Annotated in this window: 14 protein-coding genes; all 14 read right to left on the reverse strand. The window is 42.7% G+C overall.

The window, feature by feature from the left end:
• Positions 1-110 precede the first annotated feature (110 nt).
• The 14 genes from ACVA54_RS17485 to ACVA54_RS17550 all read right to left on the reverse strand — a co-directional run bounded on the left by ACVA54_RS17485 (position 111) and on the right by ACVA54_RS17550 (position 19,994).
• Complete coding sequence (locus tag ACVA54_RS17485) at positions 111-1,187, reverse strand: helicase RepA family protein (RefSeq protein ID WP_446649797.1); 1,077 nt, start codon at positions 1,185-1,187, stop codon at positions 111-113.
• Positions 1,188-1,283: 96 nt separating this feature from the next.
• Complete coding sequence (locus tag ACVA54_RS17490; RefSeq protein ID WP_446649798.1) at positions 1,284-1,538, reverse strand: hypothetical protein; 255 nt, start codon at positions 1,536-1,538, stop codon at positions 1,284-1,286.
• Complete coding sequence (locus ACVA54_RS17495; protein ID WP_446649799.1) at positions 1,538-2,719, reverse strand: site-specific integrase; 1,182 nt, start codon at positions 2,717-2,719, stop codon at positions 1,538-1,540. Before ACVA54_RS17495 ends, ACVA54_RS17490 begins: the two co-directional genes overlap by 1 nt.
• Before the next feature lie 180 nt (positions 2,720-2,899).
• Positions 2,900-4,180, reverse strand: a complete 1,281-nt coding sequence (locus tag ACVA54_RS17500; protein WP_446649800.1) for a DUF6538 domain-containing protein — start codon at positions 4,178-4,180, stop codon at positions 2,900-2,902.
• A 721-nt stretch (positions 4,181-4,901) separates the two neighbouring features.
• Positions 4,902-5,372: a hypothetical protein gene (locus ACVA54_RS17505; protein ID WP_446649801.1), complete on the reverse strand. Its 471-nt coding sequence runs from the start codon at positions 5,370-5,372 to the stop codon at positions 4,902-4,904.
• 365 nt (positions 5,373-5,737) lie between these two features.
• The gene (locus tag ACVA54_RS17510) at positions 5,738-8,791 is read right to left on the reverse strand and encodes a type III restriction-modification system endonuclease (RefSeq protein ID WP_446649802.1); all 3,054 of its coding nucleotides are present in this window, start codon (positions 8,789-8,791) and stop codon (positions 5,738-5,740) included.
• A gap of 8 nt (positions 8,792-8,799) precedes the next feature.
• Complete coding sequence (locus ACVA54_RS17515) at positions 8,800-10,737, reverse strand: site-specific DNA-methyltransferase (protein WP_128811329.1); 1,938 nt, start codon at positions 10,735-10,737, stop codon at positions 8,800-8,802.
• Between the two features lie 85 nt (positions 10,738-10,822).
• Positions 10,823-11,578, reverse strand: coding sequence for a DUF4391 domain-containing protein (locus ACVA54_RS17520; RefSeq protein WP_128811330.1), 756 nt, complete (start codon positions 11,576-11,578; stop codon positions 10,823-10,825).
• A gap of 6 nt (positions 11,579-11,584) precedes the next feature.
• Entirely contained in the window at positions 11,585-14,851 is a 3,267-nt protein-coding gene (locus ACVA54_RS17525; RefSeq protein ID WP_446649803.1) for a helicase-related protein, read from the reverse strand.
• Positions 14,842-15,360 carry a type II toxin-antitoxin system RelB/DinJ family antitoxin gene (locus tag ACVA54_RS17530; RefSeq protein WP_446649804.1) on the reverse strand — a complete coding sequence of 173 codons (519 nt, stop codon included), beginning with the start codon at positions 15,358-15,360 and terminating at the stop codon, positions 14,842-14,844. The genes ACVA54_RS17525 and ACVA54_RS17530 overlap by 10 nt, the downstream gene beginning before the upstream one ends.
• Positions 15,361-15,971: 611 nt before the next feature.
• Entirely contained in the window at positions 15,972-18,467 is a 2,496-nt protein-coding gene (locus tag ACVA54_RS17535; RefSeq protein ID WP_446649805.1) for a DUF5906 domain-containing protein, read from the reverse strand.
• A gap of 79 nt (positions 18,468-18,546) precedes the next feature.
• Entirely contained in the window at positions 18,547-18,936 is a 390-nt protein-coding gene (locus ACVA54_RS17540) for a hypothetical protein (protein ID WP_446649806.1), read from the reverse strand.
• Positions 18,936-19,211, reverse strand: coding sequence for a helix-turn-helix transcriptional regulator (locus ACVA54_RS17545; protein WP_446649807.1), 276 nt, complete (start codon positions 19,209-19,211; stop codon positions 18,936-18,938). Before ACVA54_RS17545 ends, ACVA54_RS17540 begins: the two co-directional genes overlap by 1 nt.
• A 75-nt stretch (positions 19,212-19,286) precedes the next feature.
• Positions 19,287-19,994 carry a hypothetical protein gene (locus tag ACVA54_RS17550; RefSeq protein WP_446649808.1) on the reverse strand — a complete coding sequence of 236 codons (708 nt, stop codon included), beginning with the start codon at positions 19,992-19,994 and terminating at the stop codon, positions 19,287-19,289.

Raw genomic sequence — 19,994 nt, forward strand, 5'->3', positions numbered from 1 at the left:
CTTCACAACGGGCACTTTCTAACGAAACGCGTTTGATGTAATAAGAGAGGGGGGGCACGGGTGACGCACATATATATGTGCGTCACCCGTCACCCCCTCCTACTATCTAATCAAACGAGATCTAGTTCGAGCTGCTGCCCGATGGCGGTGATGATGTCGCCTTGGTGAGCTGTAGCCCCTTTCTGCTGAACAGAAACCAGATTTTGTTCTATCAGTGCAGTGAGAGCACGTTTGAATTTTTGATTGGTCGTGTTGGCAGACACTGCCTCTGTTTTGGGAAAGCAATGTGTGCGTAGCTCTTCTCTTGTACAGCTACCACCAAAAACTTCACGAAGGACGTTCAGTACAGGATTGTTTTCGTCATTTTTAGTGCTTTTCTTTTTTTTGAACGTTGCTGGCGTTAGCTGTGCCAGAGAAGTGATTTGCTCCCCATCCTCAGATGTAATACCCAATTTAATCGCTTGAAAATCAAAGATTACGTCATCTGCTTCCTCCGCATCTTTCATTTTTGTGTTGCTGAGAGTAGTCAATCCGGTTTTTGAATCGTGGCTGACCTGAAACTCGCAATCAACTGCACCATGCAGTGAAGAGTGTCCACGACCACCTCTTGATTTGTCTTTGCCACTATGGTGTATAGCTAGCACCGAGGCACCAGTAGATGTTTTAACAAAATCACAGCCACGAACAAATTTTCCCATGGCATCTGGGCTATTTTCATCGCCACTGAAATTTCGAGCGAGAGTATCAAGAACGATTAACTCAACTTTAATTTCATTATGTTTTTCAATCTCTTGGATAGCTTGAATAAGATTATTCCGTGCCGTCGCCTCTGACATCACTACTGCTTGCCCTAGAATGTAGAGTTGAGTTACTTGCTGACCAGTCTTAATCTCCCAAGCTTTAACACGTTTTGAAATGCCCATTTGCCCCTCGGCAGCAACATAGACAACGGCACCTTTGCGTGTTTTTTGATTGTGCCAGACTGAACCAGTTGCGATGGCACAACTGATATCAATAGCGATAAATGATTTACGAGCGCCAGATTGACCATACATAACGCCAAGTGATTCTTTGGGAATGAAGCCAGTTAGTAGCCATTGCTGAATATTATCGAAGCCAACAGAGCCGCGTGTGAATTCTAGGCTGCCATATGTAGAGACATTTTCGTTAATTTTTTTATTTGTCATTTTTTATAAATATATCAATGGTTAAATTTAGGGTGAGCGAAACCACTCACCCAAACATTAAGGTGAATCAAAACTAATATTTAACGGGAGTTTATGTTAGTGCTGGTACTGTGCGGGGAAGTCTTTGAATCCATTTTCCATGACAGAAAAAGTGTCATCTTCACAGATTAACCAACGAATTCCGGCGCAATACCAATCCCCAGAACCACTCAAGTATTCAACGCTCAACAAGTACGTAAGGTAGGTGCCATTACTGGAGAAATATCCCTTTTCTAGTGAGTGCGCGGTACGAATATTTCTGCTTGAGTTGTAAATATAACCATCGTCTTCACGATCGAATTCAGTCTTCATTAAACGGTCTCTTTACTAGCAAAATAAGGGCGAATATGCGCGGTATGGCTTGCATCGATCATGTTGACAATCGGCGCTAGCAGTTTAGGGCTATATGGCAAACTATAAGTATCAAAGGCCGTATAATTATCAGTATGACCTACAATGCATTCAATCATTTCTTTTGGGCAGCCTTTTTGCTTCAGTTCATTGATAAAGTTATGGCGGAAAGAGTGGGCATCAAAGCCTTTACCTAAACCTAGTTTTTTACGGCGACGTGAAAACCACTTAGATACATTATGTGAATAATATCCTTTTACTAAAGGTAATTCAGGAAATAGGCGACCACTTTTCTTTGACTTAACAAAAGTAAGGAATCCCTTTTTGATAAGATCTTTGTGAATAGGTACCACTCTAATTGATGATTTGTTTTTGATACGCTGACCATCAAACATTTTGTGAAAATGGAAACAGTCAATGCCATCAACGCTTTTAATGTCTTCAACATAAAGTTGGCTTACTTCATTTAATCTTGGGCCATTCAGGTTTAATATTAATGGGATCCAATAGTAATATGGATGAAGGTAATTGTGTTTTTGATAATCTTCCATTGAAAAAATGTTTGCAAGTTGTGTTTTATTAAAAGGGAAACGTTTTTTTTCTTCAAATTTTTTCTTTTTTATTAGTTTGTAAAAAACATTATCGCTAATGTGGTTGTGGCTTTTTGCCCAGCTTAAGAATGATGAGAAGTTATGTATATAACCCTCTAAAGTGCTATCAGAAATAAAAGGATATGGCTTTCTCAATAAGAGATTGGTTTCAACTAATTTAAATCCATTTAATCCCTTTAATGGCTTATACTTTTCTGAATTTGCAGGAAGGCGAGCCAAGCCATTTCTTATACATTCAGCGCCAGCACGATCAAGCTCACGGAGATCGGTGAACTCTAAGAAATGCAATGTTTTCAGAAGCATTTGGTGGTCTTGCATGATTGCTACTTGATTAGCGTCCTTTTCACGCAGGCGTTGCCCTGTGTATGCGTCTGCTAGTTCAAAAGATGTCATCTGCTTGTGCACTTTAAGGCTCTTAGGTACTGGGCGCTCAAGTACAATTGGAGTTGAACCCGATTCACCCATCAAGCACTGTTGGTTAATAATATGGCTAGCGATGTCGCCAGTTGAAAGCGTAGTTTGAAGAAACATTAGTACCTCGTTTGCTTATCTAATGTGTTTCGATAGAACTAATGTAAGGTGCTCACCGATTTGTTGTATAGTTTCTCACGCCCGTTTTTTATGGCATTTTTCTACCAAAGTTGCTTGTAAGTGATTGTTTGTAAAGATAATTTATTTTTTGTGTTTTTTTGGAAAAATGCACGAGCTAGCCTATTTACACTGACTTTTTAGTGCTTTTGACACAGGGGTGGCATCAATCATATTGATGACCTCTTTGAGTTGAAGAGTGTCTAACCGTTTGCCATATCGATCATAAGTGATGCTATTTTGAGCATGACCAAGCAGTTCGCCAGCAACGATATGTGAAATTTGTCGCTTCTTGAATTGAGTGGCAACAGTATGTCTAAATGAATGGAAATCGTGCCCTCTACCAAACCCAAGTTTACTTTTGAAGCGTCCGAACCATTTGGAGGCAGCAGTACCGAAGCCATCACGTGATTCCTTTAGTTCTGGGAATACTCGCTCATGCTGCACTGACCGCACGTATTCAATAAATCCTAGGTTCAGTAATTGATCGTGGATGGGCACTATCCGTCGGCTGGTCAGGTTCTTTAGCTTTTGCCCCTCAAACCTGTCGTCAATGCGTAGCAGCCAAATGCCGTCAACTTGGTAAACATCCGCTTTGTAGAGTTGGCAAAGCTCGTTAAGCCTTGCTCCAGTAAAATAGGCGAGCAATGGCAGCCAAAAGTAATAAGGGTGTCTGTGCTGATGTTTGGTGCGAGTGATGGCACCGAAAATTTTCTCAAGATCCGTGTTAGTGTAAGCCGATTTAGCTTCACTATCTCTCCGTGTTTTTTTGAATCGGATCGCTTTGAATGGGTTGACGTCGGTAAGCTCGTTCAATTGGCACCATTCAAAAAATCCAGACATTTTCTGGCAGTAGTCCTTGACTGACTCATCGCTTAAAGTCGGCAGTCCTAACTCGTTGTTTAGCTTGATCGAATCATGCCCTGAGAGTCCATTAAATTGTTTGTATTTTTTGAGGTTCGTTGGATAGTTGCGTAGGAGTGATGCCACCGCTTCAGCATCAGGACGTCGAATCGATCTCAATTGAGGCTTAGCAATAAGATCAAGAACAATCCTGCACTTGGCTTCTAACATCGTTGCTGCCTTAGAGGAGATATGCTCTGCTTTGTACTTACAAAAGCGTTCTAGCGCGTTATAACACGAGACTTCATTTGTTGATGCTGATTTTTCAGCCGAGATGGGGGAGATTAGCTGTTTCTTAACTGAACCTGCTGATGTTGGTGCCATCATCGTTTTACGGAGTTCAACTTCAAGCTCTAGGGCTTTTATCGTTGCTTCGGCTTTATCTGAGGTTTTCAGGGATCGTTTTATTTCTCGGCGGTCACTAAAGAGGTGACGATGGTGAGGGGGCACTTGGTAACGAAATTGCCAAATTCCGCTTTTTGAGATGTGTAGATAGCGCATGTTTTAGTACCAAACGTTAGTACAAACAGCCTAAACCCAAGTATCAAAGATACAAAAAGGGCGACAAATCAATGACTTGTCGCCCTTTCCAAACGTTTGGTGGAGCTGGCGGGAGTTGAATTGCACATTTAACTTATTGTTTTTGTTTTATTTTGTTGTTTTTGGTTTTGTTGTGTGTACCCATTTGTGTACCCATGAATGTTTGCTACCTGCAAAAAATACAGTTGGTGGATATAGCTGGAACACATAAAAAGGTGAAGACATTAGCAGAAATAATCTAAAGAATTTTCTCAAGACGATACCGCTTCACATACTTAATCTGAAGTTGCCCATGCTCCCTCTTGCTTATTCACTAATATTGTTGCTCGCACTGGAGTAAGCCTCATTAATTTTGAAAGTTGTAAATTATTTTAGGTAGTGATACTTCCATTTTCGTAGTCAATTTTGTTATCCCACTAACACACTTTAAACAAAAGTGGCTGGACTACGGCATAATTTTACACGCTAGCAGGTCCTCATCCAGCTGGGTATAGGTATCCCCTAGCAACGCAATCGATTTCAAAATCTCGTTGTACTGGTCCACTAGTTCAGGGAGTGAACCTTGAAGGGTTTCACGATGACCCTGTGCTGACACGCCTTGGGTATAGAAAATACAGAGAGTTAGTCACATCGAGTAAACAAAACTGACAGATTACATCCAGACTAATCTACTTCATCATGACTACCGGGGTGGTAGTGGACTTGCATTTTCCGCTTCAATCGCTATCTCGGACAAAATAAACGCCAGTGGGTTTTTGTTGTCTCCCGATAGTTCCACTTTCTGATTCTTACTCCATTGCTTTCTGTTACGGCATCCTAACCAGTATTCAATAGCACGAGTTTCAGGTGGAAGTTCTTCCATGTACTCTACGATGTCACCATTGGATAGTACCTTCTGTTTTTTAACTTGGGATCCAATGGCACGCTTATATAGCTTGCTAGCAACCTCTGCATCAGCTTTAAGCTTTCCATTTCGACGAGCTTCTGCAAAGTCAGGATATTTTTTCGCCCAGTTCTTAATGGTGTCACGGTTAACCTCAAAGAAGTCTGCTAGTTCCTGATCGGTTGTACCAAGCAGGCAAAGCTTATATACCTGCTTCGCGTACTCAGGTTGATACTTATTATTGAACGTGTTTCCTTTCGGCGCAGCCATCGGTATATCTCTTTAATATTAGTGATGTCTAAATTATACACTGTGCAATGTTGAATTAGAACACTCTAATGTACTGGTGGTGAAGTCTTGATGGTTATTGCAAACAAATAAATCAACGGATTGATTGAATCCGTAATGTCGCTTGCTCTATGGGTAAATGGCACTTTAACACACGTTGTACTTTAACTCCCATGTAAATCATTTTTTGACAGATATTGCTTAGAGTTGGTACTCCAAATTATGTAGTTCAGATAAGTTCCGTTTGGGCAAAATCTAGCTCATCACTACAGTTCATATCTTCGGATGCCATTCATAATAAAAATAGCCTCGATAGAGGCTATTTTCAGGTTCGCTAATAACTTAGCTTAGTGAATCAACGTCTTTAGGTTGTCGTAGCTATCGACAACACTGTACTTCACTTTCTTGTCTACAAACTTCTCATTAACGGTGGCGAAGAACTTCTTAGCACAGTCAATCTTAGCTTGCTCAGCCCCCTTAAGTTGTAATGACTGCATAGAGCCTTTCGTTTCAGCAACGAAGTAAACATGTTTTACCGCACCTTCTTGGAAAGCAATCGCCCAGTCAGGGTTGTAGTTGCCTAAAGGCGTTGGAATGAAGAAACCATTCGGCAGCTTGGCATAAACACTTACTTCGGCCTGTGTATCTAGCTCTTCAACAAACTTTCGTTCGGTCTTGGAATCGGTTACTACATAGTCGTAGATATGGCGCTTCAGCTTGTCGCCAGCATTAGAAAAGTCCTGCGAACTGTTAGCATCGAAGATGCTGCTATCAAATTTATCTTCGATGGTGTCGTAAGCCAAGTGCTCGATTACCATCGTCGCTTTTTGCTCGTTGATAAGCATCGCAGCCTTGGCGATGAAGTCTTCTGGGTTGTTTTTGAACTGCTCAAACACATGACTACCGATACCACGCAAAATATCGGCAACGGTGCTGCGTTTGAGTTTAGTTAGCTCAGAAACTTTACCTAGCAGGTCGTATTTTACGCCAGACTGTACTGATGAATGATAATCCGGGCTTTCACTTTCCTGTACCTTGAAGCTCTGACCAGACTTGAGTTGCTCTGCATCCACCTGGTCAAGCTGCTCACCGCGAACAATATTGAAATGCAGTTTCTCTACTCGCAGTTTTTCGTCCAGTACAGGTATGGCATTTCGAACAAGCTCAGATGAGTCAAATTCGACATTGAAAATGGCTTTGTGGTTGATACGAGCCCAAAGTTCCTGGAACTCTTTCTTGTCGAAGTTAGCATTCAGTTGATTGCGCTTTGCTTTGCGCTCATCGTCAATCTCAGGCAATTGCGCATCTGAGTATACCGAATCAACAAGCTTAAAAATCTGCTCAGCATAAGGCTGCAACGTATCAGGCAGAGGGCTAAGCTGTTCATCACGTTTTGCTTGATGATAAGCCTCACTAATACGGTCTTTGTCATCGGTGTAATCATTTTTAAGCAAATAACGATACAGCTGCTTCGCCATCTCCGATGTTACTTCGATATCACCCTCAGACGTTGTGAGTACCTTGCCTGTGAAGAACTTTTCGTCTGCCACTTTTGGTCTTGCTGAAAGTGAGGCACTGATATCTTTTTGTAGTGCACCAACAAAGTCTTTGTAGCTTTCGCTGGCAACAACCGTTAGGCGGTTAATATCATGAACAATCGAAGGATGATCAATACGCTCACCATCTTGGTTAACCGCCAAACGCAAGCCTCGACCAACCTCTTGGCGACGAGAGATAGTGTTATCACTGTGCTTCAAAGTACAAATCACGAATACATTGGGGTTATCCCAACCTTCACGTAATGCAGAGTGCGAGAAAATGAAGCGTGTAGGTTCATCAAAGCTCAGCAGACGCTCTTTGTCTTTCAAAATAAGATCGTAAGCAGCGACAGCGTTCTCATCGTTAGCCAAGCCGGCATCATCGCCTCTTGTTTTATACTTAGGGTCGATTAAACGCTTGGACTTCTTGTCGATAGAGAAATAACCATTGTGCGTTTGCGCGGTATCAATACGACGCAGGTACTCGCGATACTTACCTTCCGTTGGCATGTATTCGTTCAGCAAGGCTTGGTATTCTTCTTCAAAGATACGTGCATACTCACCCTTTTCGTCAGGTTGGTCATAGTCACGATACTTCGCTACCTCATCGATAAAGAACAAACTAAGAACCTTTATTCCTTTATCGAAAAGGCGTATTTCTTTGTCGAAGTGTGCTTTTACCGCTTCACGAATTTGCATTCGACGCATGGCCGATTCGTTCACATCACCAACAGCGTCACCCACCGTTAGCTCAACACCATTGAGGAAACTAACCGTGTCGGTCACAGCATTGATGTCTGAAATCACAAAGTTATCTTTATACTGCTCAAGGCCGTCAGAAAAGTCATACAGATTGTCGCCTTTACCTAACTTCCGGACGATGCGTTTGATGCTGCCAGATTTTAATTTTTGCTCAAACTCTATCCTTGCCACTGGTGGCTTGCTCGGTGAGATTTCGATGTTCTCTAGATATAGGTAAGCATTGGTTCCAGCTAAACCCTTGGTGGTGATACCACGAACGCTAATCTTCTTAACCAGCTTTTGGTTGTAGGCATCTACTGCGTCAAGTCGGAACACTTTGTTACGCTCTACCTTATGCGTGGCCGAATAGCGCAATATAAACAAAGGATTGAACTCTGCTAGCGATTCAAGAGTATTCTTACCCTCCATCTTTTGCGGCTCATCCATGATCATAATTGGACGGTTCGCTTTAATCACATCAATCGGGCGGCGGCTTTGGAAGTCATCCAGTTCTTCATAGATCCGACGTGCGTCTTTGCCACGAGCATTAAATGCCTGGACATTAATCACCATGACGTTGATACCACCATCGGAAGAAAAACTTTCCAGTTGATGTAACTGCTTGGAGTTATATATAAAGAATCGTGCTCGCTTTCCGTAGTCTTCCAAGAAGTGCTCAGCAGTGATCTCCAGTGATTTATGTACGCCTTCTCGAATAGCGATGCTAGGTACAACGATGATGAACTTACTCCAACCATATTGCTTGTTTAGCTCGAAAATCGACTTTACAAAGCAGTAGGTCTTACCTGTACCAGTCTCCATCTCGATATCAAAGTTCAGCTTACAAGCAGGTGTTGATATTAGGGCAGACGACTGAGGCAGGTTCTGGTGACGCTGAACCTGCTGCACATTCGTAAGAAGCTGCTGCTCAGTCAATTGAATATCAGCGTTTTTAAAGCCCGCATCATCCTGATCTAGTTGGCCTGAATACCCTTTTGCCACAGAACCAGGGTCAATACGATAACGGGTGGCGGAATCATTTGGTAACTGACCTTTAAAACAGTCGACAATCGCCTGAACGGATGCAGCCTGATAGCTCTGGTGTTTAAACTTAAGCTTCATACCGCCCCCTAAATTGACTTCACGTCAGTGGTTGGCGACAGTTGCTTGAGCACCTGTTCAACGTTGATCTTCGTGCTGTCAGAAGCAAAACCAGCATCACGGAATACCAATCGCATAGGCTCAAACTCAGCCAGTTGTTTAACAAAAGATTCGGTGATGTTGCCGCTCTTGTCGAAACAAGCGACCAGTGCATTATCCGCGACAAAGAACACTTTGTTGCCATCGATAGTTTCACAGCGGATAGGCAGAGTCAGGTCTACGCCCCAGTCCAGCATCACCTGGAACAGTAAGTCTTCTTCGGTACGATCTTCTTTGACGTTATCTACCTGAGCAAAGAGGTCTGCTTGGGAAATAGCTTCTGGATTGTAATAAACCTCGGCCATATTTGAACTATCAACTCTAAGGGACCTAAAGCCAACATCAATAATACTTTTGCATGTCCCGTCCTCCAGAATTTTCTGTCCTGCTCGCTTAATACGTTCTTTTGCAATATCCGCAATATGAGAGAACTCTGAATTAAAAACTTCTGACTTCTCATTGAGCTTCTCTGGGAGCTGTACGGCAATCCATTTTATGTTTAGATTTTTTTCGTAATTAAAGTCCATGATTGCATGTGCACATGTACCTGAACCAGCAAAAAAATCTAATACAATGTCACCATTTTTTACTGCATGCTCTAGACAATACTTTATTAAACCTATCGGCTTAGGAGTATCAAATACTTTCTCGTTAAACAAACTCTTTAGTTCAAGAGTTCCTGCTTCGTTTGCAAACTCACTTCCCATCCAGATAGACTTTGGCTTAATTCGTTTTTCACCATCGATCCCCTCAGCATAATCGATTTGAAAAATGTCATACCTTCCTTCTGCCCCTACTTTTCTGCAAGTTAGCTCTCGGATGCGATCTTTTGAAGTTTCAATACCCCATCTCCATCGTCCTTCTTCACCATCAGAAAGGTATGGTAGGACTTTCTGTGAAAAAACTTCTGTTTCCTCTACTGAAACTTCTAGTGTCTCTGGGTTAACAAAAAATGGGTAAAACATATTTGGTCGATCGGAACGACGCGCACTGTTACCCCTTTTTCTGAGTCCTTGGAGTCTATATTTTTGACCTCGGCTATCAGTTTCTTTGTAATCTTTTAGGTATTCAGCAGGCAATGGAACTCCATAGCTAATGAAATTTGTTTTCTTATAGACTACAAGATTGTTATGTGCTGTAGCATAATATTTATCGTCGCTTCGCCCTTTGAGGTTACTGACAATAGTTAGAATGCCGACTCTATTTGCAACTCCAAAAACTTCATCACACACAGATATAAGGTTAGATAGCTCGTTGTCATCTATGCTGATGAATATTACGCCATCATCGCGCAACATGTTTGCTGCTAGCTTCAACCTCGAATAGATCATGCTGAGCCAATCGGAATGAAAACGTCCATTAGATTCAGTATTAGAAATTAGTCGATTTCCTTCTTCGTCTTTCTGATTTGAGCGCTCTACATAAGAATCTACATCTTCGGCAAAGTCATCTTCATAGATAAAATCATTACCCGTGTTATATGGTGGGTCGATGTAGATCATCTTGACCTTACCCAAATACGTTTCCTGAAGTAGCTTTAACGCATCCAGGTTATCACCTTCGATGAATAGGTTCTCTGTGGTATCGAAATTCACGCTTTCTTCACGGCATGGGCGCAATGTTTTTGCGATAGGCGCATTGGCCGTTAACAGTGCTTCGCGCTTACCTGGCCAATTTAGTTGGTAGCGTTCTTGTGGACCCTCAACAATATTGCGTGATAGCTCTTGCTTTAGCTGGTCAAAATCAATGGCCTTGCGCAGTTTGCCATCTTCACCTTTGGCTTCAGTGATGCAGTTAGGAAAGAGCTGTGCCAACTTGTCGATGTTTTGATCGACTAAGTTAGAGCTGTGCATTTTCAGTTTGTCCATCGATAGATTCTCTGCTGTTTATTCGTTAATAATTCAATTCGACAAAAAGTCTTGAGTCACTCTATAGGCAGTGGTTGCCTATGCCTTAAATGTCTTGAAGTGATCGAATTTGTTGTTTCAACTGGTTGATCTGGCTGTTCATTTCAACCTTGCGATTAAATTGTTTCTCTTTACGTTGCTTGCCTTGTAACTGGGTCAGCTTTCCATTTAAGACGCTGAGCTCACTAATGCGGTTAAGTTGCTCATCTATTTTCTCTCTAGGCCTCGCTGGAACAGGCAGCAAGCTACGTAGCAACTCGGTATAGAGGCTGACCATATTCAGGACAACGGGTAGCTTTTGTGTTGCCTCAGTGCCGGATTCCTCCACCGGTACCGTCGTCCACTCAGAGCTGAAATAGTCCTGAACGACCATCATGTCTGTATCACGTTTATTGGCTCGTTTGTATGCCATTACACATCGCAGTTGTGGCCGCCTTTCATTGGCATTGAAAATGCGATAAAAAATATTGGACGGAATAGCTTTATCCAAGGTTTCCAGCACTTGCCTATCTAACGCATCACAATCAGCTTTAAGTTGAATGTCAAAGACCTGTATCTCAGGTACATCCCCATTTGCAGCGACGTTAAGCGTGTCGGCTGAGAGCTTGTAGCGCCAAGTGATGTGTTCCACCTGACTAACAAACAGCTGTCTAACCGCATGCGTAGGGCTGGCTTGTTGATAGATGGTCTCTTTAGGAATTTTTTGCCCCTGCTTTTTACCATACTGATCGGGTACGCCTAATGCTGCCGTTTCAGGAAACTGAAAAGGAATGAATGGCTGAACTTGTTCTGAATCTACCATAATGGCTTAAGCTTCCTTAACCACGATAAAGTTAATCAACTCGAAATCCTCTAAACCTGATATTTCAGCCGTCAACGCCGTAGTTGTGACACCACCAAACAAGCTGTTGATATCACTGGATTGTTTTACCTCCACCATAGAACTGATTGCTTGATCAAGCAGATTTGAATAAGTGTTCATATTACGACCATCCTGAGTGGCCTTGTTAAAGCTTTCACAAGTCTTTGCCGACGGTTCATGCTTACCTTTACAAGCCGCACGAACACGATCTAGCAATGGCTTAACTTGCATGTGATTAATTACCACCTCACCAGTTTCTGCCATAAAGATTAGGTAATATGGGTGCAAACGGTTTTGTTGATTGATATTAACGCTGTGATTGCGGTTTCGAAGCGCAAAGATGACACCGGGCACTAACCCTTTATCTGGTTCTGCCGCCACAACAGCATGCATACCATTTGGTGCTGTACGGATTTCACCGTTGACCTTGATATAGTTAAGCAAATCCATCCGGAATTCATTCAATCCCAAGTCAGTAATCGACACACCGGTTTTGACATCCTCTAGATCAATCACCTCTTCCTGTAGACGCGCTAATTGCTCCTTACGGTAGGCGACATCATTTGCTTGCGCCGAGAGCACGTTGTCATCACCAGTAGCTGTGATGTCTGAAATCACCATACGATTTTCAACCCGCTCTTTGAGGTTAATGTATTCATCCAAACTAATGTCAGGCCAATAGTTAACCAATTGGATAGCTTTGTTGTTTGAGCCTATGCGGTCAACCCGACCAAAGCGCTGAATAATCCTCACTGGGTTCCAGTGAATATCGTAGTTAATGAGATAATCACAATCTTGAAGGTTCTGACCTTCCGAAATGCAGTCGGTACCAATGAGTACATCCAGTTCAGCGGGTTCGCTTGGCAATATTTGAGCTTTCTCTTTTGAGCGTGGCGAGAACAAAGTGAGCAGACTCTGGAAGTCGTAGCTTTTGCCAATCGTTGATTTAGGTGAACTGCTGCCAGTGACTTTACCTGTATGCACCTGGAACTGATGATGAAACTCAGAGGCTAGATTGTCATAAAGGTAATCAGCGGTATCAGCAAACGCGGTAAAAATCAGTACTTTTCTGTTCCCGGGATTTAGTGGTGAATCCCATTTATTCAAAATGTGCTGCTTAAGATGTTGCAACTTGGCATCATGCTCAGGGGACAACTTTTGCATCTCAATAACTAAATCATTGATAAGCTCCAAATCGACTTTTAGATGGTGTTCCCAAGAAGGCAAATCCAGATCTGCGAGGTTAATTTTTACTTTACCACCAGTAGAAAAAACCTCTTCAAAATCGACTACATCTTCATCCCAATCAGCACTAGCAAATTCGTCAGCACGATCTTCATAGCCAACATCCAGTCCGCTACTTTTGAATGCTGTAATATTGCTTAACGCGTTTTCTAGTGTAGATTGAAGCCCTTGTAAGGTTAATCGGAAAGCATGCACTGAACTTTCCAAACGTTTGAGCAAATTTATAGTCATCAACCGCTGTAATGCTTTTTCGCGATCGGCCTGACGCAAAGTGCCTTTACCCCGTACATTGGTGTCGTACATATCTTCATATTTAGCAAGGCGACTAGGCAATATGTAACTAACTGGGGCATACACAGCCATCTTCAACTTAGATAATTGCTCAAAGATCTGGTTGAAATTTATAACATCCGTACGTGACGTTAATGGCGGATGAAATGATTTAGGTTTCATCCGTTCTGGGAAATGCCCAATGTCCGCTGTGTCGTAAAACGTTTGTATGTGTTTACGAGATCGGGCAATGGTGACGCTGTCGAGCAACTGGAAAAAGTCAAAATCTAAAGTATCCAGCAGAGCCGCAGCTGTACGATCTTCTGGTGATAAATCGGCCCAAGCATTAAATGATTTTTGGGCGCGTTTAAAGATCTCTTCAATGCTGTACTGGGTTCCAACTTGCTCACGCAATACATGTGACTCACCTTCATAAGCTAATGCTAATTGATTACGAAGATCAGCAAATTTATTGTTTACAGGTGTAGCTGACAACATAAGAACCTTAGTTTTCACGCCCGCACGAATCACCTTGTTCATCAGCGCCTGATAACGGGTTTCTTTGTCTTTGAAAACTTGATTATTGCGGAAGTTATGGGACTCATCGATGACGACAAGATCATAATTTCCCCAGTTAACCCGATCCATAGGTATACCAAAAGATTCACCACGGGTGCGCTGGAGATCGGTATGGCAAAGAACATCGAAGTTAAAACGATCTTTGACGAACGGGTTAGTCGTAAGGTTACGGTTGTAGTTGAGCCAGTTTTCGGCCAGCTTTTTCGGGCATAGCACTAATACTGATTTGTTTCGTAGCTCATAGTATTTAACAACGGCCAGCGCAGTGAATGTTTTGCCTAGGCCAACACTATCAGCGAGGATACAACCATTAAAGGTCTCCAGCTTGTTGATAATCCCCGTAGCGGCATCACGCTGATAATTAAACAGCTTGTTCCAGATCAAGCTGTCTTGGTAACCCGTTTTATCATTAGGTAAGACATCGTCACTAATATCTTCCAGAAACTCACTGAAAATGTTGTAAAGCAACTGGAAGTAGATGCGTTCAGGAGAGTTTTCCTTGTAGACCGTTGAAATGTGATTGATCAGCCGATCAGTAACATCTTGAACTTTTTCTCTGTCGTTCCAAAGTTGCTCGAACATTCCGAGGAATACAGAGGCAGTTGTTGGCTCGTCCATGCAAGTAACAATGTTGGATACTGCATTACCCTTTTGATAGCCCAGGTCGACGGCTGAAAAGCCATGTAATGGCTGATAAACCGTTTGAGTATTAGGCGACTCGACGGCAGCCAACTGCTGCATTGGGGCTCCCGTTGTGTTGGATCGAAACACGGCTTTGCGTCGAATCCAATCGGCACACTCTCGAGCAATTGCTTTCTGAGTCAGCTTATTTTTAAGTTGGATCTCAAACTCCGTACCGTAGAAGCTGCGCTCTCGTTGCTCTTTTGGAATATGGAACTCACGCTTTTCTTTTCTTAGCTTGTCCGATACTTCAGACTCTATAAAGGTAGGCGCGGTAAAGACAAACTCCAGCGACTCAATCTGCTCTAATTCTTCTTTGAGTGCTTCATAGGCGTAGATCGAGAAACAAGATGCCGCAATCTTAAGCTTCGCTCCTGAGTGCAAAGTGTGCTTAAGATCGTCGCCCAGTAGATCATTGATGTTGTCGATTATGCGCATTCGCTATCTCCAAAAGTTTGCTGCCAACGGACAAATGCTGGACGATGGCGATCTGTCCACTGGGAACAGATCACATAAGAGCAGCCATCACGCTGAGCTATTTTGGAGGTTGAATAGCGATTTCTGCCTTTTGCATCTTTAACGGCAAGTCTTACGTCTTCTGGGCGCGAAGACTTGGCTAGCTTGAGTACAGGGAATGAGAGACCGAACGTAGTTTGGCAATACGTCAGTTGAGTCAGGTTGTTGATCTCTGAAAATGGTAGTTTTTGCTCAACCAGATGCTGGATAGCTTCAGTTATTTCAGCGTTGGAGATCCGCGCTGCTTCCTGTGCTGTGTACCTAGAATCCCCTTCCAGAGCTACCGGAAATGGGAAACCTTGAGCCTGAATAGCCTTTGTCAGGAATACATTTATTGCGATCTCAATAGGCAGGCCGAGCTCGACGAAAATCTCAGACGCTTTTTCAAGTAGCTCAGGGTCTATCTGCGCTTTCATAAGTTTGCTATCCATACAATTTGTAATTTTTGTATATTAGCAAGTAATTACCCTAAGAACGATAAAAGTATGCACTGAATTGCGTCATTCTTTCATCAAAGGATGCTTTTCGATCAACCTTATATGATTCAGATAGTTTTTAGTAAGGAAAGTGCATATTAACTGTATATGAGTGAGTGTTTTCTCTGACTGATAAAGGGGCAAAACGTTTTAAGGATGAAATCTTGTACGGTGAGATATTCTCAAATCCGAGTGTATCAAGAATCGAATACTGGCATCTCTAGATCTGACCAATCCCATGCCAGAGTCATATCCCATTTTTTGCATCAGCCAAGCTAAGTTTCCAGTTTTAAAAATCGGATAAATTTCCGACTCCGATATGTAAAGTGGGGGAGGGGGTATAAGTGTTTGGTCCCCCCCCCTACCTAGAATTGGATGTGACGTTTGACTGGTTGCCTTACCTGTCAGTGAATAATGGGGGATAGGAGTCATGTGGGCTGTAGTGACTTTAGTGATAGTTTGAACCCACATGACATTGACTATTATAAAAAGAAAAAGTGAATTATATTTTTTCAAGAATAATCTATATACCCCTAAACTTTCACTATTTTCACTATTTTCACTATTTAAGCGCTACGTAAGATTTGTCCTATTCCAGGGCGGGTATCAACTAACGCATCGTAACAGGTGTAACCGTTATACCTTGTAGTTGCGTAGCCTGAACCCTCCATATGTACTTTGAACATTTGGCTATTAAACGGTTTACGATTGTTACGTTGACACCACTCTCGATAGATTTGATATGCGTGGGTCACTCGCAAAGGCAGTTTACCCATGCCTTTGTTACGGTGAGTGATACCATTGTCTTCTTCTGAATGAAGCCAGCTATTCACGCTGTTTCCATCTCGTCGCCATTCTGCGAGACATGCATGATGAGCAGGAGACAAGTATAGTCCAGACTCCAAATAATCGACTACTCCCTTTAATGCCCACCCTAGAATTGCAGGAAGCTCTTCGGCAAGAATCTCGTCTAACAAATTGGGATTGCGCTCTGATGCTGACTTAATGTTAGCAAAGTGAATAATAGCCCATCGTCTCCAGAACCCCTCAGTATGGTCTTTTGTTGTTAGGTAGAAATTTCCGTTGTACCAGTGAGCACAGATTGCATTTAACTGAAATACCTTTCCATACGGCTCTCGTGCAGTAATCGTATCTCCACCAGTAATCGCTTTAAACTGTGCGCTTGGTACAGGCTTTTCCTTATCAATTTCAGGAACTGTGTTAAGTAGCTTCCCTGCAAGTGCCGCAACGTTGTATGAGCAGTCTAAGTCTAAGGGGCTGACGCTAGTGCTGAATTCGTTAGGAATAAGGTACCCCAGCACACTTAGATATAGAGACTTACCGGAACCAGCTGCGCCGTGTAAAAACACTGCACGCTGTTCTTTCTGAAGTAACCCTAGTAGTGTCATTCCAGTGAGCATCTGTAGTTGACGGATTTGCTCTTTTTGATGGCAACCCTCAAACGCTTCCTCTTGCACCGACAGTAGCTTAGTTGGCTCCTGATCGAAACATGGTTTGATATCTACAGTAAAGCGGGCGCGATGCTCTGGAGATGGTTCACATAGTTTAAGCTGCTTACCGTCGACGTAGATAAAACCAATAGGCGTAACTAGTCCTGCAGGCGCGTTGTCAAAAAATGTTTCATCAGCAACGGAGTCATAAACGTGGGATGCGATGGCTTTGTAATCACTTCCTCTGCTACATAGAGGTTCATCAGCGTATAGCTTTGCGACTTCCACACCAACTGTTGCCAACGGTGTAACTGTCCAGATCCCAGTATCAGGGTCATAGAAATATAGCTTTCCGCATGCACCGACTGGCTGAGTCTTGCCGAAACGTATAAGGTAACTTTCTGCAATCTGGCTATGAGTAAGATCTGGCTTTTGATCTCGTTTAATAGCCTCACCAATCGCCTTACGAATATCGCCCATATCCGCACCAGAAATTACTTTAAGCTTCTTACGCATCCCTCCTTGCTGCACAAGTGGGGAGGATTTGATCATATCAATGGCGCAATTAAAAGCCTCTTCATTAATTGGATCTTTTGTTAGAGCCTCAATGCACTCGTCAAAATTATCGAAGGTAGTTGGTGGTTTTACCATATTATCCGTAAGTGCGCGTAGAGCATCCTCTGCCGAGTTGTTACAACAGAAGTCATTCCAGTCAGTACCATTATCATCTGTATCAAACAACGGGGAAGTGTAAGCAAATTGGTGGTTCTCTAAGAGCTGCTTAGCAACCTCAAGCCCTTTATTCCCTTTACCTTCTTTTTCCTTCAGGTGGTCATTATCAGCGGCGATAACGATAACGCTTTCTGGATACTGCGTAACAATGGTTGATGCAACGTTTTCAAGGTTGGACGCAGTAAAAGTGACAACAACGGTTGCATTGGTCAGTTGATGCAGGCTAGCACCAGTAGCATAACCCTCACATAGGTACACAGCTTCGGTCGTTCCCGAGAAGGTAAAACGGCCTCCAGTCATCTTCCCACCTTTCATAAAGAACTTCTTACCGTCTGCGGTAATAGCTTGCAGGGATTGGATCACGCCGTTCTCGCCATAAAGTGGAATTAATAAGACGTCACGCAATTGAGTAGTGCGTGAATCATCCATGAAAAAGCCACAGCAAGAGATTGTGGGCATGTAAGCGATGTCACCATGCTCAGTGATTTTCTTCGCTGTCAGGTATGAATGTGAACGAGGTTGATGAATGGCATTTTTCCATACATCATTCGCATATTGGGCACGGTCAGTATAGACCTTATCTCGCGGCACCTTCGCTTCTTCTTGGTAACGTTTTATGATGGAACGCTCTTCTTCCGTTAGCGTGGAAGCGTGTTTCGATGTCCATGTTGAATAAGTTCCAGTACGCCAGCAGCCAAAGAACCCAGCATTAAAGCCGTTTGGGTGAGAGAAAAAAGCATAGTAGCCAGAGGTATCATGGCTTTTCCCGTTGCTGCTGAAACGGTGAATTTGCCCATCATTGATAATTTCTTTTGGAGCCGTTAAACCAGCATCGGTAATAGCCATAGTGAAGCCTGAAAAATGATCAAGAATTAGCATAAGTATAAGTATTCCATTGCCTAATAATGAATCTTCTGCCGCCATTTGACGGCAGAGGGACCGAATGAGGGATTGCTGATTAACGTGTAATCAATGTTTCTTTCAAGAAGGCAACTCCACGACGCTTCTTGATGGCGTTGATAACTGCAATATCGTGTTTGATAGACGCATCTTCTTTCTGCTTTACGAGAGATGCATGGTACGCGTCAGGGGAGTGCTGGTGCGCTTGAATATCACCCCAGTTAATGTGCCAGTATGCAGGCTGCCCCTTCTTCTCAGGTTGGTAAGATATGTTGATGCGAACCCATGGCTTCTGAAGCTGGCGAATGATATCGTCGGCAGACTTGTTCATTCCCGCTGGGATAAGGCTATTTAGCTCGCTCTTGGTAAAGCGTTTACCCTGCATCATTGCATTTAAAACGTAATTGACGATTTCGAAATACAGGCTGTGTTTAATAACAGATTTCATTATTTACCCCCTTCCATGAAGAACGAACGTTGCTGGATGATGTCTCCAACCATCGACTGAATTTCATCGTCTGAGTATCCGCAGATACGAGCAGCAATGACTGCTTCAATTTCATGGCTGAGCCATGCGACAGAGTTTGGTCCGATGTGGATCTGGCTAGGAAGGAGACCGTCTTTTACTTGGCGGTAAAAGCTGGCACGAGATAAACCCGTTAGAGAAACTGCTTGTGGTAAGCGAAGAAGGTGTGTTTCAGTTTTGTTAAAAAAAAGACCCATTGAATTTTCCTTATATGGGGTGATTCATCAGGGTCTATTTTTTTAGAATCTCACTTTTTTTACTTACATCAGACTTTATTCTATCTGGTGTAAGACATCAGAAATAAATTTTGATATCATTTCAGGTTTTTCTTTTTTTCTTTGTTTTTTTACTGTTATCGCCACTCTTTCATTGGAGTGCGAGATCCGATTGGTGTATTGAGCAATCAGATTCTGTACCACTTCAATGCCACTCATAATATCTGTGCATAACTCTTTCTGAATGAGGCTCTTCACATGCAGTGACACCTCAACTGAAGATTCAGACAAGGTTTGCGATGTAATACTTTCAAGTTTTGAGGCATATTTTTGCGATAGATTATCGTAGAACGCTTTTTTACGATGCTTAATCATTCGATCATAATTTTGACCTGAGTCAGTGACCCACCCGAGAAGAATGGCAATGTCGAAGTTACTTATCTCAAGGAAGTCGCTGAGATAAGTGCATATATATTGACCGTTTATGTCCTGGGGCTCTCCTGTTGGATTCTGAAGTAGTCCCAGCTGAGTGAGCCAACTGTTGAAGTTGTCATTGTTAAATGTTTGCTGGTGTCGCAATAGGACTTTAGCCAGTTCGATATTCAAGGGGTCATGATCATCATTACGTGTAAATAGAGACACGCGAGCTCGAACTTCGCTCGCTTCAATTGGTTGCCCATCGATGTTTACCACATATTGGTTAAACTTAAGTTTGGTTATAGTGACACGCTTAAAAGCGTGCATGTCTGGAGAACAAGTCGCCAT

Source organism: Vibrio sp. PNB23_22_6 (assembly GCF_052877535.1).

Bases quoted from the DNA above. Each gene is read 5' to 3' on its own strand.
- ACVA54_RS17485 (WP_446649797.1), bottom strand. From the start codon at position 1,187: ATGACAAATAAAAAAATTAACGAAAATGTCTCTACATATGGCAGCCTA.
- ACVA54_RS17490 (WP_446649798.1), bottom strand. From the start codon at position 1,538: ATGAAGACTGAATTCGATCGTGAAGACGATGGTTATATTTACAACTCA.
- ACVA54_RS17495 (WP_446649799.1), bottom strand. From the start codon at position 2,719: ATGTTTCTTCAAACTACGCTTTCAACTGGCGACATCGCTAGCCATATT.
- ACVA54_RS17500 (WP_446649800.1), bottom strand. From the start codon at position 4,180: ATGCGCTATCTACACATCTCAAAAAGCGGAATTTGGCAATTTCGTTAC.
- ACVA54_RS17505 (WP_446649801.1), bottom strand. From the start codon at position 5,372: ATGGCTGCGCCGAAAGGAAACACGTTCAATAATAAGTATCAACCTGAG.
- ACVA54_RS17510 (WP_446649802.1), bottom strand. From the start codon at position 8,791: ATGAAGCTTAAGTTTAAACACCAGAGCTATCAGGCTGCATCCGTTCAG.
- ACVA54_RS17515 (WP_128811329.1), bottom strand. From the start codon at position 10,737: ATGGACAAACTGAAAATGCACAGCTCTAACTTAGTCGATCAAAACATC.
- ACVA54_RS17520 (WP_128811330.1), bottom strand. From the start codon at position 11,578: ATGGTAGATTCAGAACAAGTTCAGCCATTCATTCCTTTTCAGTTTCCT.
- ACVA54_RS17525 (WP_446649803.1), bottom strand. From the start codon at position 14,851: ATGCGCATAATCGACAACATCAATGATCTACTGGGCGACGATCTTAAG.
- ACVA54_RS17530 (WP_446649804.1), bottom strand. From the start codon at position 15,360: ATGGATAGCAAACTTATGAAAGCGCAGATAGACCCTGAGCTACTTGAA.
- ACVA54_RS17535 (WP_446649805.1), bottom strand. From the start codon at position 18,467: ATGCTAATTCTTGATCATTTTTCAGGCTTCACTATGGCTATTACCGAT.
- ACVA54_RS17540 (WP_446649806.1), bottom strand. From the start codon at position 18,936: ATGAAATCTGTTATTAAACACAGCCTGTATTTCGAAATCGTCAATTAC.
- ACVA54_RS17545 (WP_446649807.1), bottom strand. From the start codon at position 19,211: ATGGGTCTTTTTTTTAACAAAACTGAAACACACCTTCTTCGCTTACCA.
- ACVA54_RS17550 (WP_446649808.1), bottom strand. From the start codon at position 19,994: ATGGCGACTTGTTCTCCAGACATGCACGCTTTTAAGCGTGTCACTATA.